The organism is Pantoea sp. EKM101V, from assembly GCF_011800325.1.
GTDB classification, from domain to species: domain Bacteria; phylum Pseudomonadota; class Gammaproteobacteria; order Enterobacterales; family Enterobacteriaceae; genus Pantoea; species Pantoea anthophila.
The window spans coordinates 24,615-39,005 of record NZ_JAALFP010000004.1; the positions used below are offsets into that span (position 1 = coordinate 24,615).

13 protein-coding genes are annotated in these 14,391 nt (G+C 60.1%); 10 read left to right on the top strand and 3 right to left on the bottom strand.

The annotated features are described in order from the left end of the window. Window positions 1-6: 6 nt before the first annotated feature. The 3 genes from fadI to sixA all read left to right on the top strand — a co-directional run bounded on the left by fadI (window position 7) and on the right by sixA (window position 4,120). Window positions 7-1,317 (top strand): acetyl-CoA C-acyltransferase FadI, encoded by a 1,311-nt coding sequence (gene fadI / locus HFD92_RS08155; RefSeq protein ID WP_111207542.1) that lies wholly within the window; start codon window positions 7-9, stop codon window positions 1,315-1,317. Further along, window positions 1,317-3,437, top strand: coding sequence for a fatty acid oxidation complex subunit alpha FadJ (fadJ, locus tag HFD92_RS08160; protein WP_167428738.1), 2,121 nt, complete (start codon window positions 1,317-1,319; stop codon window positions 3,435-3,437). The genes fadI and fadJ overlap by 1 nt, the downstream gene beginning before the upstream one ends. A gap of 200 nt (window positions 3,438-3,637) precedes the next feature. Beyond that, window positions 3,638-4,120: a phosphohistidine phosphatase SixA gene (gene sixA / locus HFD92_RS08165; protein WP_009088942.1), complete on the top strand. Its 483-nt coding sequence runs from the start codon at window positions 3,638-3,640 to the stop codon at window positions 4,118-4,120. A gap of 28 nt (window positions 4,121-4,148) precedes the next feature. Here sixA and smrB read toward each other — a convergent pair whose 3' ends face one another. Beyond that, window positions 4,149-4,697 (bottom strand): endonuclease SmrB, encoded by a 549-nt coding sequence (smrB, locus tag HFD92_RS08170; protein WP_167428739.1) that lies wholly within the window; start codon window positions 4,695-4,697, stop codon window positions 4,149-4,151. 159 nt (window positions 4,698-4,856) lie between these two features. Between smrB and prmB the strand changes: the two genes are divergently transcribed. From prmB to HFD92_RS08200, 6 genes are read left to right on the top strand one after another with little or no spacing between them, the layout of a single operon-like run. Further along, complete coding sequence (prmB, locus tag HFD92_RS08175; RefSeq protein ID WP_167428740.1) at window positions 4,857-5,789, top strand: 50S ribosomal protein L3 N(5)-glutamine methyltransferase; 933 nt, start codon at window positions 4,857-4,859, stop codon at window positions 5,787-5,789. Between the two features lie 45 nt (window positions 5,790-5,834). Next, window positions 5,835-6,920 (top strand): chorismate synthase, encoded by a 1,086-nt coding sequence (gene aroC, locus HFD92_RS08180; RefSeq protein ID WP_009088945.1) that lies wholly within the window; start codon window positions 5,835-5,837, stop codon window positions 6,918-6,920. Window positions 6,921-6,924: 4 nt separating this feature from the next. Next, window positions 6,925-7,749, top strand: a complete 825-nt coding sequence (mepA, locus tag HFD92_RS08185; RefSeq protein WP_058956866.1) for a penicillin-insensitive murein endopeptidase — start codon at window positions 6,925-6,927, stop codon at window positions 7,747-7,749. 8 nt (window positions 7,750-7,757) lie between these two features. After that, on the top strand, window positions 7,758-8,561 hold the full coding sequence (locus HFD92_RS08190) for a sulfite exporter TauE/SafE family protein (RefSeq protein ID WP_009088951.1): 804 nt from the start codon (window positions 7,758-7,760) through the stop codon (window positions 8,559-8,561). 19 nt (window positions 8,562-8,580) lie between these two features. After that, window positions 8,581-9,126 (top strand): elongation factor P hydroxylase, encoded by a 546-nt coding sequence (locus HFD92_RS08195; protein WP_154927577.1) that lies wholly within the window; start codon window positions 8,581-8,583, stop codon window positions 9,124-9,126. 32 nt (window positions 9,127-9,158) lie between these two features. Further along, complete coding sequence (locus HFD92_RS08200; RefSeq protein ID WP_009088954.1) at window positions 9,159-9,443, top strand: YfcL family protein; 285 nt, start codon at window positions 9,159-9,161, stop codon at window positions 9,441-9,443. A 37-nt stretch (window positions 9,444-9,480) separates the two neighbouring features. Here the strand turns inward: HFD92_RS08200 and mnmC are convergent, their stop codons facing one another. Then, window positions 9,481-11,487, bottom strand: a complete 2,007-nt coding sequence (gene mnmC / locus HFD92_RS08205; protein WP_167428741.1) for a bifunctional tRNA (5-methylaminomethyl-2-thiouridine)(34)-methyltransferase MnmD/FAD-dependent 5-carboxymethylaminomethyl-2-thiouridine(34) oxidoreductase MnmC — start codon at window positions 11,485-11,487, stop codon at window positions 9,481-9,483. A gap of 154 nt (window positions 11,488-11,641) precedes the next feature. Here mnmC and fabB point away from each other — a divergent pair, with 154 nt between their 5' ends. Next, a complete protein-coding gene (gene fabB, locus HFD92_RS08210; RefSeq protein ID WP_009088958.1) occupies window positions 11,642-12,862 on the top strand; it encodes a beta-ketoacyl-ACP synthase I in 1,221 nt (406 codons plus the stop codon). An 81-nt stretch (window positions 12,863-12,943) separates the two neighbouring features. Here fabB and HFD92_RS08215 read toward each other — a convergent pair whose 3' ends face one another. Next, on the bottom strand, window positions 12,944-14,365 hold the full coding sequence (locus tag HFD92_RS08215; RefSeq protein WP_167428742.1) for a PLP-dependent aminotransferase family protein: 1,422 nt from the start codon (window positions 14,363-14,365) through the stop codon (window positions 12,944-12,946). Between the last annotated feature and the right edge of the window lie 26 nt (window positions 14,366-14,391).

Here is a 14,391-nt window from a genome sequence, read left to right on the forward strand (position 1 = left end):
AGAACAATGAGCAAAGCGCAGCCGCTGCTGACGCGTGATGGCGAACGCATCGCAATTACCCACGGGTTACGAACCCCTTTCTTACGCCAGGCGACCGGCTTTCATGGCATTCCCGCCATCGAGCTGGGACGGATGGTGGTCAGCGAATTAATGGTGCGCAGTGAGTTACCGGCTGACGTGATTGAGCTGCTGGTATTTGGTCAGGTGGTACAGATGCCGGAAGCGCCAAACATTGCGCGTGAAATTGTCTTAAGCAGCGGGCTGAATGTGAATACCGACGCCTACAGCGTCAGTCGTGCCTGCGCCACCAGTTTTCAGGCGGTGGCGAATGTGGCAGAGAGCCTGATGGCGGGAACGGTTTCTGCAGCTATTGCCGGCGGGGCAGACTCCTCGTCAGTGCTGCCGATTGGGGTCACTAAAACGCTGGCCCGCGCGCTGGTGGATCTCAACAAGGCCCGCAGCCTGGGGCAGAAACTGCATATCCTTAAACGGCTGCGCCCGCGCGATCTGCTGCCGGTGCCGCCTGCGGTGGCGGAGTACTCGACCGGCCTGCGGATGGGGGACACGGCCGAGCAGATGGCGAAAAGCTACGGTATCACCCGTGAGGCTCAGGATGCGCTGGCCCTCCGCTCCCATCAGCATGCCGCCAGAGCCTGGCAATCCGGGGTACTGAATCAGGAAGTCATGGCAGCCTTTGTACCGCCGTGGAAAGCCGCAATCGATCAGGACAATAACGTGCGGATGAACGCTAAAGCAGAGGATTACGCCCGACTGCGTCCCGCCTTTGACCGCCAGCACGGCAGCGTTACCGCCGCCAACAGCACGCCGCTGACGGATGGCGCGGCAGCCGTTATTCTGATGCGGGAAGGGCGCGCCCGGGAACTGGGCGTCACGCCGCTGGGCTACCTGCGCAGCTACGCCTTTACCGCCATTGATGTCCAGCAGGACATGCTGCTGGGGCCAGCCTATGCTTCGCCGCTGGCGCTGGATCGTGCCGGGGTGAGCCTGGCCGATCTGACGCTGATAGATATGCATGAGGCGTTCGCGGCCCAGACGCTGAGCAATCTGCAGCTGTTTCGTGACGAGCGTTTCGCCCGTGAGGTGCTGAACCGGCCGCATGCGCTGGGCGAGGTCAACGAAGAGCGTTTTAACGTGCTGGGCGGTTCCATCGCCTATGGCCATCCTTTTGCCGCCACGGGCGCGCGTATGATTACCCAGACGCTTAATGAACTGCGCCGCCGTGGTGGCGGGCTGGGACTGGTCACCGCCTGCGCGGCGGGTGGTCTGGGTGCGGCAATGGTTCTGGAGGCCGAATAATGGAGCAGAATGCCTTTCAGCTGACGATGCGACAGGATCACGTCGGCATTATCACGATTGATGTCCCTGGCGAGAAGATGAACACCCTGAAAGCGGAATTTGCTGGCCAGATTGCCGCCATCATTGCGGAAGCGCGACGCGATCCGCAGCTGGCGGGACTGGTCCTGATCTCCGGCAAAACGGACAATTTTATCGCGGGCGCGGACATCAGCATGATTGACCGCTGCCAGAGTGCGCAGGAAGCTGAAGCGCTGGCGAAGCAGGGCCAGGAAGTGATGGCGATGATCGACGCGCTGCCTTTTCCGGTGGTGGCGGCCATTCACGGGGCCTGCCTGGGCGGTGGACTGGAACTGGCGCTGGCCTGCGATGCGCGCATCTGCTCGCTGGATGATAAAACCCGCCTCGGCTTGCCGGAGATACAGCTCGGCCTGCTGCCTGGCTCTGGCGGGACGCAGCGGCTGCCGCATTTAATCGGCGTTCAGCAGGCGCTGCCGCTGATGCTGACCGGCAAAAGTCTGCGCGCGAAGCAGGCGCGAAAGCTCGGCGTCGTCGATGATGCGGTTCCCCGCCCGATCCTGCTGGAGACCGCGATTGCACGGGTGAAAAAGGGTAAGGTCAGCGGACGCGTCCTGCCGCTGCGCGATCGGCTGCTGCATGGCCCGGTCGCCCGCCAGGCGCTGTTTGCGCTGGCGACACGCCAGACCGCGGCGAAAACGCAGGATAACTATCCGGCCGCCAGACGGCTGATTGAGGTGGTGCGCATCGGGCTGGAGCAGGGCAGCCGCGCCGGCCATGATGCGGAGGCGCGCGCCTTTGGCGAACTGGCGATGACGCCGGAGTCCGTTGCGCTGCGCGGACTCTTCTTTGCCACCACGGCGATGAAAAAGGAGCGGGGCGGTGAAGCTGAACCCGCGACCGTGAAGCGTGTTGCGGTGCTGGGCGGCGGGCTGATGGGCGGCGGCATTGCCAGCGTCACCGCGATCAACGCCGGGTTGCCGGTGCGCATCAAAGATATCAGCCTGGAAGGCGTCAGCCATGCATTAAAAACCAGCTGGGACTTGCTCAGCAAAAAGGTCCGGCGTCGTCAGCTGACCCCGGCAGCGCGCCAGCAGCAGATGGCGCGCATCACAGGTGGCATCGATTATCAGGGATTCTCGCAGCGCGACGTGGTGATCGAAGCGGTGTTCGAAGATCTTGCCCTGAAGCAGCAGATGGTGCAGGACGTCGAGGCACACTGTCAGCCGCATACCCTGTTTGCTTCCAACACCTCTTCGCTGCCGATTGCGGATATCGCCGCCGGGGCGCAGCGTCCTGAGAATGTCATCGGGCTGCACTATTTCAGTCCGGTGGAAAAAATGCCGCTGGTTGAGGTGATCCCGCATCTGAATACTTCGGCCTCGACGCTGGTTACCGTTGTGGCACTGGCACGCAGTCAGGGCAAGACGCCGATCGTCGTCGCAGACAAGCCGGGTTTCTATGTCAACCGCATCCTGACCCCCTATATAAATGAAGCGATGCGCTGTCTGCTGGAGGGGGAGCCAATTGAGCACATCGATCGGGCGCTGGTGAAGTCTGGTTTTCCGGTTGGTCCGCTTCAGCTGCTCGATGAGGTCGGCATTGATGTCGGCAGCAAAATCAGCCCCATCCTGCATCAGGCCTATGGTGAACGCTTTGCCGCACCCACCGCGTTTGATGCGGTGATCAGGGATGGCCGTAAGGGCCGTAAAAATGGCCGGGGCTTCTATCGTTATGACCTGCCGCGCTGGCAGCGTAAAAAACCGGACGCCTCGCTTTACAGCCTGCTGAAGATCACGCCGCAGGCCCGGCAGAGTGGGGCACAGATTGCAGAACGCTGTGTGATGATGATGCTGAATGAGGCCGCCCGTTGTCTCGATGAGCAGGTGATTCGCAGCGCCCGGGACGGCGATGTGGGGGCGGTGTTTGGCATCGGTTTTCCGCCTTTCCTGGGCGGGCCGTTCCACTACATGGATAAACTGGGCGCGGCGGAAATGGTCAGCCGGCTGAACCGTCTCGCGCAGCAGCACGGTGAACGATTTGCCCCCTGTGAGGCGCTGATTCAGGCGGCTGCGGAACAGACGAAATTTTACATTTCTCTGTGAAATGGAATAACGGCTCCGATTCAGCGGGTTAGAAAAGCGCCGCCCGCGTGTGCGGCGCAGCATGAATCTGAGAAGTGCTTATTTAATAAACAACCGGTTGACTATACTGAAGCCATTAGGGTAAAACACAGCGTTCATTCGCAGAGTGAAGAGTCTGACGCGTCGCGTCGGGCGATATCGACAAACAACAGCGGTGCTTTATGCAAGTTTTTATCATGCGTCACGGCGATGCGGCTCTGGAAGCAGCAAGTGATTCAGTCAGGCCTTTAACCTTATGTGGCTGTGATGAATCGCGTCAGATGGCCCACTGGCTTAACAGCCAGACGCCGGACATCGAGCGTGTCCTGGTCAGTCCCTATTTACGCGCGCAGCAGACGCTCGCTACCGTGCGTGAAGCCTATCCCCTGCCGGAAGGCCAGGACGTGTTACCGGAGTTAACGCCGGGTGGCGATCCGGGCCTGGTCGGCTGCTATCTGCAGGCGCTGGCGAACGAAGGGGTGAAATCGGCGCTGGTCATCTCCCATCTGCCCCTGGTGGGCTACCTGGTTTCCGAACTCTGCCCGCAGGAAACCCCACCGATGTTTGCCACTTCCGCCATTGCCTGCGTCGAGTTCGATCCGGCAGAGAGTGCCGGTAAACTGCTGTGGCAGGTCAGTCCGAAGAAGCTGGCGAAAGCCATCTGACGACGAGGGGCCGATGACACCGGCCCTGTCAGGGCAACACAGGCGGTTGCCACTCCTCAATCTCAATCAGCACTAGCAGCGCAGCATCACCGCCGAACATTTTCGGCGCCTGATGAAACGCCATGACCCACGGATGCTGGGCCAGCCACAGCGGCGTCTGCTGCTTCAGAATATGTTTTCCATGTCCGGTCATGACGCTGGCGCAGAACAGATGTTCACGGCGGCAGGCGGCGATCAGTGCGCCCAGCTCCTGCTTGGCCTGCATCTGCGTTAAGCCGTGCAGGTCGAGAAAAATCTCCGGGGTATAGTCACCCCGGCGCAGTTTTTTCAGCTCAAAATGGCTGACATCGGCGCGCACGAAACGGGTAGCCCCTTCGGTCGAGAGCAGGGGCTGAAACTCATCCGAAAAGTAATGGCTGTTGTCCGCCTGCTCGGAAAGCAGACGTTTTACCGGAATCTCGCGGGTTTTTACCGGCGCTTTATGGACATAGGTGTCCTGTTTTAACTGACGTGTCCCCGTCATTAACTGGCGAAACAGCGCCTCATCATCCGGGCTTAGCGGTGTTTTTTTACTCATGGCAGGTCAGTCTTATCAGAAAAGGCTGTCACACAGCAGAGCCGATACCTTACCGTTAAGTGTCATTAATTGTCAGCTTTTTCACCTCGCTGCGCTGAATTCTCCCCGGCTTCATGGCACACTATCGGCCGATTTAGCAAAAGGCCTGCGGAGGGCTACGTGGACAAAATTTTCGTCGATGAGGCAGTGAACGAACTGCACACCATTCAGGACATGCTGCGCTGGGCGGTAAGCCGCTTTTCCGCTGCCGGAATCTGGTACGGACATGGCACAGACAATCCCTGGGACGAAGCCGTTCAACTGGTCCTGCCGTCTCTCTGGCTGCCGCTGGATATTCCGGAAGATATGCGCAACGCGCGTCTGACCGCCAGCGAGCGTCTTCTGATTGTCGAGCGCGTCATTCGTCGCGTTAACGAGCGTATTCCGGTCGCCTACCTGACCAACAAAGCCTGGTTCTGCGGTCACGAATTCTTTGTTGATGAGCGCGTGCTGGTGCCGCGTTCACCGATTGGCGAACTGATCGAGAACCGCTTTGCCGGTCTCATCAGCACGCCACCCGCGCATATTCTGGATATGTGCACCGGCAGCGGCTGCATCGCGATTGCCTGCGCTTACGCCTTCCCGGAAGCGGAGGTTGACGCCGTCGATATCTCGACCGGTGCGCTGGCGGTGGCCGAGCAGAATATTGAAGAACATGGCCTGATCAATCAGGTCACGCCGATTCGTGCCGACCTGTTCCGCGAACTGCCGCTGCTGAAATATGACCTGATCGTCACTAACCCGCCTTATGTGGATGCGGAAGATATGGGCGATCTGCCCAATGAGTATCGCCACGAACCGGAGCTGGGTCTGGCGGCGGGCAGCGATGGTCTGAAGCTGGTGCGCCGCATTCTGGCCTGCGCGCCTGATTATCTCAGCGAGCAGGGCGTTCTGGTCTGCGAAGTCGGTAACAGCATGGTGCATATGATCGAGCAGTATCCCGATGTGCCCTTTACCTGGCTGGAATTTGACAACGGCGGTGACGGGGTCTTTACGCTGACGCGCCAGCAGATCGTCGACGCACAACACCATTTCTCCTTTTACAAAGACTAAAAGTGGGGCGAAGCCTCGCCCGCCGAACCCTGACAAGGAAACAGCATGGCCGGAAACAGCATCGGACAATTTTTTCGAGTAACCACCTTTGGCGAGTCCCACGGTCTTGCGCTGGGCTGCATCGTTGATGGGGTGCCACCGGGCATCCCCCTGACCGAAGCGGATATCCAGCATGACCTCGACCGTCGTCGTCCTGGCACCTCGCGCTACACCACGCAGCGTCGCGAGCCGGATCAGGTGAAAATTTTGTCCGGTGTGTTTGAGGGTGTGACCACCGGCACCTCTATTGGCCTGCTGATTGAGAACACCGATCAGCGGTCGCAGGATTATGGCGCGATCAAAGATCTCTTCCGTCCCGGCCATGCCGATTACACCTATGAGCAGAAGTATGGTCAGCGCGACTACCGTGGCGGTGGCCGCTCTTCGGCGCGTGAAACCGCGATGCGCGTGGCCGCCGGTGCGATAGCGAAGAAGTATCTGCAGATGAAACATGGTGTGGTGGTGCGCGGCTATCTGGCGCAGATCGGGGATATCGCCTGTGAGCTGAAAGACTGGAGCATCGTGGAAGAGAATCCCTTCTTCTGCCCGGATGCGGAGAAGCTGGAGGCGCTGGATGAACTGATGCGCGGCCTGAAAAAAGAGGGCGACTCCATCGGGGCTAAAGTCACGGTCATGGCTGACAACGTGCCGCCTGGCCTGGGCGAACCGGTTTTTGACCGTCTGGATGCCGACCTGGCGCACGCGCTGATGAGCATCAACGCGGTGAAAGGGGTAGAGATCGGTGACGGCTTCGCGGTGGTCAGCCAGCGCGGCAGCCAGCATCGGGATGAAATCCGTCACGATGGTTTCCAGAGTAACCACGCCGGCGGCATTCTGGGCGGCATCAGCAGCGGTCAGACCATCAGCGCCAACCTCGCAATGAAACCGACCTCCAGCATCACCGTGCCGGGTAAAACCATTACCCGCGACGGCGAAGAGGTGGAGATGATCACCAAAGGCCGCCACGATCCCTGCGTCGGGATTCGCGCCGTGCCGATCGCCGAGGCGATGATGGCGATCGTCCTGATGGATCATCTGCTGCGCCAGCGGGCGCAGAACGGTGACGTTAACAGCACCGTGCCGCGCTGGTGATGGCATGAAGGCACTTCTGCTTACTCTGAGCGCGCTGTTGTTCAGCGCCTCCAGCCTGGCGGCGACGCCGTGGCAGCGTATTCAGCAGCCGATCAGCGGCACACCGCAGTCCATCGGCGGCTTTGCGAATGGCTGTATTATTGGCGCCCGGGCACTCCCGCTCAATTCACCCGACTACCAGGTGATGCGTCAGGATCAGCGTCGTTATTTCGGTCATCCCGATCTGATTGCGTTTATTCAGCGGCTGACGACCCGTGTGCACAACCTGCAGCTGGGTAATGTGCTGATTGGGGATATGGGCATGGCGGCTGGCGGACGTTTCAGCAGCGGTCACGCCAGCCATCAGACCGGGCTGGATGTCGATATCTGGCTGCAACTGCCGAAAACCCGCTGGACCGCGCAGCAGCTGCTGAAGCCGCAGCCGCTGGATCTGGTCGGGCCGGGCGATAAAAACGTGATTGCGCGCCACTGGCAGCCGGAAATCGACAGCCTGATTAAACTGGCGGCGAAAGATGATGATGTCACGCGCATCTTCGTTAACCCGGCGATTAAAAAGCAGCTTTGTGCGGATGCCGGTGCCGATCGTGACTGGCTGCGCAAAGTGCGCCCCTGGTTCGCGCATCGGGCGCATATGCATGTGCGGCTGCGCTGCCCGACCGGCAGTATCGGCTGTGAAGATCAGCCGCCACCGCCTCCGGGCGATGGCTGTGGCGCAGAACTGCAGAGCTGGTTCCTGCCGAAGCAGCCCGGATCGGGCGCGCCGGTGAAACGTGAACCGCCGCCGTTACCGCCTGCCTGTCAGGCTCTGCTGGATAAACATCTACTGTAAGGGATTCCATGGAGTGGTTCGTGGTCAGTCCGCTGCTGGTCGGGCTGCTGTTTCTGATTGCCATGCTTGCCGGTTTTATTGACTCAATTGCGGGTGGCGGGGGGTTACTGACGGTACCGTCGCTGCTGGCGGCGGGTCTCTCACCGGCTCAGGCGCTGGCGACCAATAAACTGCAATCGGTCGGCGGGTCGTTCTCCGCCAGCCTCTACTTTGTGCGACGCGGCGCAGTTAATCTGAGTGAGCAGTGGCTGAATATCGCCATGACGCTGCTGGGGTCCGTGCTGGGCGCGGTGCTGATTCAGCGCCTGCAGGCGGACTTTCTGCGTCAGATGCTGCCGCTGTTTTTGATCGCGATTGGCTTGTGGTTTCTGCTGATGCCGCGTCTCGGTGAAGAAGACCGGGCGCGTCGCCTGCACGGCCTCGCCTATGCGCTGGTCGGGGGCGGTGCCGTGGGCTTCTATGACGGATTTTTCGGGCCGGGCGCGGGCTCTTTCTACGCGCTGGCCTTCGTCACGCTCTGCGGTTACAACCTGGCGAAGGCGACAGCCCATGCCAAAGTTCTCAACTTCACCTCTAACGTGGGCAGTCTGCTGTTCTTTATGTTCGGCGGCAAAGTGGTGTGGGGAACCGGCCTGATTATGATGCTCGGCGCGTTCTGCGGCGCGCGTCTGGGCGCCCGACTGGTGCTGAGCCGCGGGCAGAAACTGATCCGCCCGATGGTGGTGATTGTCTCTGCCGTAATGAGCATAAAACTCCTGTGGGACAGCCATGGCAGCGCCGTGATGGCGTGGCTCTCCACACTGCAATCGTAACTTTTTACGTGATAACGTCATGAACCCGACCCATCATTATGAACAGCTGATTACGCTGTTCGATCGCTGCTTCAGCGATGAATTTCAGACACGCCTGATTAAAGGCGACGATGAACCGATCTATCTTCCTGCTGATGCAGAGTCGCCGTGGAACCGGGTGGTTTTTGCCCACGGCTTTTACGCCAGCGCCCTGCATGAGATCTCTCACTGGTGCATCGCCGGAGAGGCACGCCGTAAACTGGTCGATTTTGGCTACTGGTACTGCCCGGATGGCCGCGATGCGCTGACCCAGAGCCAGTTTGAAGCCGTTGAAGTGAAGCCACAGGCGCTGGAGTGGATGTTTTGTATGGCGGCGGGCTTTCCCTTCAACGTCAGTTGTGACAATCTCGACGGAGATTGTGAGCCGGATCGCATTGCGTTTCAGCGTAAGGTACATGCTCAGGTCATGAGCTATCTGACGTCGGGTATTCCCGCGCGTCCCGCGCGTTTTATTACCGCCCTGGCGGAATTTTATGGCAGGCCTTCATTAACAGCGGCGCAGTTTCCCTGGCCGGACGATCTGTGATGCAGGATGACATTATCAAAAGAGGAATTGAGATGATCGCAGAATTTGAAGCGCGTATCCTGGCCCTGATTGACGACATGGTCGAGCATGCCAGTGACGATGAACTGTTCGCCAGCGGTTATCTGCGCGGGCACCTGACCCTGGCGGTCGCTGAAGTGGAGCAGCTGGATGAGCATACGCCAGAAGCGCTGCAGGTTCAGGTGACCCGCAGCCTGCAGAACGCCATTGCCGCAGGTGAGCTCTCACCGCGCGACCAGGCGCTGGTGGTCGGCATGTGGGACAACCTGTTTGTTCAGGCGCGCCAGCTCTCCGCATGATATGACAGGGCGGTAAGCGCCGCCCTGCAGACCCGCTTTACACCGCTTTTCCCTTCAGCAGTTTCCTGACCCAGTAGCGATTCGGATTGAGTGCTGCCAGCGTGGTCGCATCCAGCGGCTGTGGCTCACCCGCCAGCTGGGCGGCCAGCACCTCTGCCGCCAGCGGTGCGCTGCACAAGCCGCGTGAACCCAGCGCACCAAACAGATAAAGCCCCGGCAGATCGGGCGCGTCAGCAATCTGACTGCCTGCCGCAAGCCGGGCCGGTAAATCCGCATACTGTGCCAGCGTCGCGGCATAATCGGGCACGCCGCCCACCATCGGCAGGTGATCGCGCGTGGCGCAGCGCACGCCCATTCTGGCTTCTCCCTCACTGACATTCACCGTTTCCGCCCAGCGGCTGTCAGGCAGACAGTGCAGCAGGCGAAGGCGATTCTCCTGCTGATCCGCCTCGCGATAATGCGTTGCGGTTTCACCACGATGGTAGCTGGCACCGATACAGTGGGTACCAAACTGGGTGCTGACCGGCGTCAGATAGCCGTCGTAACAGAGCACGGTCTGCAGCGCGCTGAGGGCAGGCGTGGCGGGAACATGGCTCACCTGACCCGCTACCGGGTAGGCTGGCAGCGGGGCGCTTTGCGCAAAGTCGGCGATCGCGTGACCGTTTGCCAGGACCACCGCAGAATGGTGAACCGCCGGGCGGTCGCTGAAGGTCAGCGTCCAGCCATCCTCCTGTTGAGAAAGCCCGCTTACCCGGTGCAGCCAGTGAATACGTAAGCCCTGTGTCTCGCCATGGGCGAGCAGCGCGGTGGTCAGCTCAGCCGGTGAGAGCCAGCCGCCCTCCGGATAGAAAATGCCGCCGCAGCCCAGCGCTACCTTCGCCCGGTTTTCCGCCTCTGCGACATCGACGCCGCAGGCGAGGGTTTCAGGCAGATCCATCGCCAGCATCTGTTCGATCTTTTTGCGGCTCTTTTCATCCCAGCCCAGTTGCAGCACGCCACTCCACTCATGCTCAAAGGTGACCCCGCTCTGGTCGTAGAGTCGCCGGGCAAAGCTGAATGCCGCCGGGAAGAAGGTGGCGAGGGCCGGATCATGCTGATTGAGCAGCGGATAGAGTGCGCCCTGCCGGTTACCGGAGGCACCCAGCGCGGGTGCCTCATCGGCGCAGTAGAGCGTTACCCGCCAGCCTCGGCGCAGCAGCGCCAGCGCCAGGGTCGCGCTGGCCACGCCGCCGCCAATCAGGGCGACCTCCTGCTGCGCCGCCGGATGGCGATGATACCAGGGCTGCGTGCCGGGGAGCAGAGGCGCATCCTGCAGGCTGCCGCACAGCATTTCGCGTTTCGGGCCAAATCCTTTGCGGCGGGTGACGTCAAATCCCGCCTCCTGCAGACCGCGCCGCACAAACCCTGCAGCAGTAAAAGTCGCGAAAGTCCCCTGTGGACGCGCCAGCTTCGCCATCATGCTGAACAGCGCGGGCGTCCACATATCGGGATTCTTTGCGGGCGCGAAGCCATCGAGGAACCAGGCATCGACCTGACGATGCAGGCTCTCATCCACCTTTTCCATCAGCAGGTTGATATCACCCAGCCACAGATCCAGCGTGATGCGTCCGCCGTCAAACAGCAGTCGCTGGCAGCCGGGCAGGGCAGCGGGCCACTGAGCCTGCAGCGCTTCTGCCCAGGGGGCAAGTTCGGGCCAGTGCTGATGCGCCGCGATCAGATCCGCGCGGGTTAACGGAAATTTCTCAAAGCTAATGAAATGCAGACGTTTTACTGTCGCACCAGGCTGTTCACGCTGAAAGGCGTCAAAGGCCTGCCACAGAGTAAGAAAATTAAGGCCGGTACCAAACCCGCTTTCCGCCACGATCAGGAGATCGCGCGGATGCGCCGCAAAACGCTGCGGGAAACCGTTGCCGCCAAGGAACACATAGCGTGTCTCTTCCAGACCGTTGTCGTTAGAGAAATAGACGTCGCCAAACGCTCGGGAAACAGGTGTACCCTGTTCATTCCAGTTTAGCTGCGCATGTTTAACCGGGGTTAATTTCACGGGAAAGGCTCGTTTTTCAGGCAGTGGCGCGATTTTAACGACCCAGGCCACATGACGCAAATTTACAAAAGGAAATAGCTGATCGGACTTGTTCGGCGTACAAGTGTACGCTAGAGTGCATGCCAATTACGAAGAAGTGGATGAGGAAGATTGAATGAAACGTGCTGTGATTACTGGCTTAGGGATCGTTTCCAGTATTGGTAATAACCAGCAGGAAGTGCTGTCATCTCTGCGTGAAGGACGCTCTGGCATCACCTTTTCTGAAGAGATGAAAGATTCCGGCATGCGTAGTCACGTCTGGGGTAACGTCAAATTAGATACCACCGGCCTCATCGATCGCAAAGTTGTGCGCTTTATGAGTGATGCGTCCATCTATGCTTATCTCTCCATGGAAGAAGCGATTAAAGATTCCGGCCTGACTGATGAAATGTATCAGAGCAACCCGCGTGTAGGTCTGATTGCAGGTTCAGGCGGTGGTTCCCCGCGCTTCCAGGTCTTTGGTGCTGATGCAATGCGCAGCCCACGCGGCCTGAAAGCGGTTGGCCCTTATGTGGTCACCAAGGCGATGGCTTCTGGCGTCTCTGCCTGTCTCGCCACGCCATTCAAAATTCATGGCGTAAACTACTCGATCAGCTCCGCCTGTGCCACCTCTGCGCACTGTATCGGTAACGCCGTTGAGCAGATTCAGCTGGGCAAACAGGATATCGTTTTTGCCGGCGGCGGCGAAGAGCTCTGCTGGGAAATGGCCTGTGAGTTCGACGCCATGGGCGCGCTCTCCACCCGTTACAACGACACACCAGAAAAAGCGTCACGCACCTATGACAACGAGCGCGACGGTTTTGTTATCGCCGGTGGCGGTGGCATGGTGGTGGTTGAAGAGCTGGAGCATGCGCTGGCTCGCGGTGCACACATCTATGCCGAAATCGTCGGCTATGGTGCGACCTCTGACGGTGCAGACATGGTTGCGCCTTCAGGTGAAGGTGCGGTGCGCTGCATGAAGATGGCAATGAACGGCGTCGACACGCCAATCGACTATCTGAACAGCCACGGTACCTCTACGCCAGTGGGCGACGTGAAAGAGCTGGGTGCGATTCGTGAAGTGTTTGGCGAGAAAACCCCTTACATTTCAGCAACCAAAGCAATGACCGGTCACTCACTGGGTGCGGCTGGCGTGCAGGAAGCGATTTACTCGCTGCTGATGCTGGAGCATGGCTTTATCGCGCCAAGCATCAACATCAACTCACTGGATGCAGCTGCCACCGGCATGAACATCGTGACTGAGCCGATGGAAAAAGAGCTGACGACCGTGATGTCCAACAGCTTTGGTTTCGGTGGCACCAACGCCACGCTGACCATGCGTAAATATCAGGCGTAATCTTTTACGTCAGCACGCTGAAGGGCCGGCTTTGCCGGCCCTTTTGTTTTCTGGCTTGCGGTAAACCGGCGCCGGCCAGATTTATCCCTCCCGCTGCAGCAGCCTCAGCAGTTTATCGCACCCTGCCACAATCTCATCAGGCGTCAGCGCGGCGAAGCCGAGTATCCAGCCCTGCTGAGACGCAGAGCCGGCATAGAGCGGGCTGAGACGAGGCAACAGCAACCCCTGTTGTGCCGCGAGCGCGGTTAAGCGCGCTTCATCCTGTTCTACTGTCACCGTCAGCTGGAGTCCGCCGCCACTGACGATGGGCGTGATCCACGGTGAGAGTCGCTGCGCAATCTGCTCCAGCAATCGATCGCGACGGCTGTGATAGAGCTGACGCATCAGCCGCAGATGAGTGGCAAAATGTCCCTGCTGCAGAAAGGCCGCGGTAATCGCCTGGGGCAGCAGGGCGCTGTGTCCATCCAGCACGCTGCGCGCCTGGCCCAGAGGGGCAATCAGCGCAGGAGGCACCACCATCCACGCCAGACGCAGTGAAGGGAACAGCGATTTCGAAAAGGTGCCGAGCGTAATGACCCGCTGATGACGGTCCAGTCCCTGCAGCGCAGGAATCGGGCGCTCGTCATAATGAAACTCGCTGTCGTAGTCATCTTCAATCAGCCAGCTTTGGTTGCGCTGCGCCCAGGCGAGCCAGGCGAGACGGCGAGGCAGGCTCAGCGTTACCCCGGTCGGATAGTGGTGTGAAGGGGTCAGATACATCAGCTTTGCACTGCCGTGACCCGGCACTGCGCCTTCGGCATCGACGGTTATCCCGTGCACCTTTGCGCCTGCGGCGAGCAGCGCGTTTCGTGCGCCGGGATAGCCTGGCTCCTCTATCCACACATCATCTCCGGGATCGACGAACATCATCGCCAGCAGCTGCAGCGCCTGTTGCGAACTGGTCAGGATAATCACCTGCTCCGGCTGGCACTGCATACCCCGCGAGAGCACCAGATAATCAGCAATCGCACTGCGCAGCGGCAGGTAGCCGCAGGGATCGCCATATCCCATGGCGGCGCTGCCCAGCGAACGCTGCACGCTGCTGCTCAGGCGTCGCCAGCTGTCATGGGGAAAAGCGCGTAACTCCGGGGAACCGGCGGCAAAGGCGTGAGGAAACGGAGGATCCTGACAGCCTCCGGTTGCCAGCACCTGCTGACCCCGCGCTGAGAAACGCGCGGGCTGAACGCGTGCCGCTGGAGCGGTGCCTGCGGGAATCGTGATGGCCACAAACGTTCCGCGACCGATCTCGCGTCGCAGATAGCCTTCGCTCTCAAGCTGACCATAGGCGGCTTCCACCGTGACGCGTGAAATCCGGAGATCCTGCGCCAGCTGGCGACTGGAGGGCAGCTGCTGACCGGCGTGCAGATGATGCCGGTTAATGGCCAGCCGCAGGGTGGTGCAGAGGCGCTCACGCACGCCGCCGCTGGCCTGATGCTGGAAAAGCTGCAACAGCGGAGAACTCATATGGGTCTTATTCCTGGCGCAAAATG

What these genes read in the sequence shown, in the direction of transcription:
- smrB (WP_167428739.1), bottom strand. Translation starts at nt 4,697, where the DNA reads ATGAGTAAAAAAACACCGCTAAGCCCGGATGATGAGGCGCTGTTTCGC.
- HFD92_RS08200 (WP_009088954.1), top strand. Translation starts at nt 9,159, where the DNA reads ATGATCGCAGAATTTGAAGCGCGTATCCTGGCCCTGATTGACGACATG.
- HFD92_RS08195 (WP_154927577.1), top strand. Translation starts at nt 8,581, where the DNA reads ATGAACCCGACCCATCATTATGAACAGCTGATTACGCTGTTCGATCGC.
- HFD92_RS08215 (WP_167428742.1), bottom strand. Translation starts at nt 14,365, where the DNA reads ATGAGTTCTCCGCTGTTGCAGCTTTTCCAGCATCAGGCCAGCGGCGGC.
- fabB (WP_009088958.1), top strand. Translation starts at nt 11,642, where the DNA reads ATGAAACGTGCTGTGATTACTGGCTTAGGGATCGTTTCCAGTATTGGT.
- sixA (WP_009088942.1), top strand. Translation starts at nt 3,638, where the DNA reads ATGCAAGTTTTTATCATGCGTCACGGCGATGCGGCTCTGGAAGCAGCA.
- HFD92_RS08190 (WP_009088951.1), top strand. Translation starts at nt 7,758, where the DNA reads ATGGAGTGGTTCGTGGTCAGTCCGCTGCTGGTCGGGCTGCTGTTTCTG.
- aroC (WP_009088945.1), top strand. Translation starts at nt 5,835, where the DNA reads ATGGCCGGAAACAGCATCGGACAATTTTTTCGAGTAACCACCTTTGGC.
- mepA (WP_058956866.1), top strand. Translation starts at nt 6,925, where the DNA reads ATGAAGGCACTTCTGCTTACTCTGAGCGCGCTGTTGTTCAGCGCCTCC.
- fadI (WP_111207542.1), top strand. Translation starts at nt 7, where the DNA reads ATGAGCAAAGCGCAGCCGCTGCTGACGCGTGATGGCGAACGCATCGCA.
- fadJ (WP_167428738.1), top strand. Translation starts at nt 1,317, where the DNA reads ATGGAGCAGAATGCCTTTCAGCTGACGATGCGACAGGATCACGTCGGC.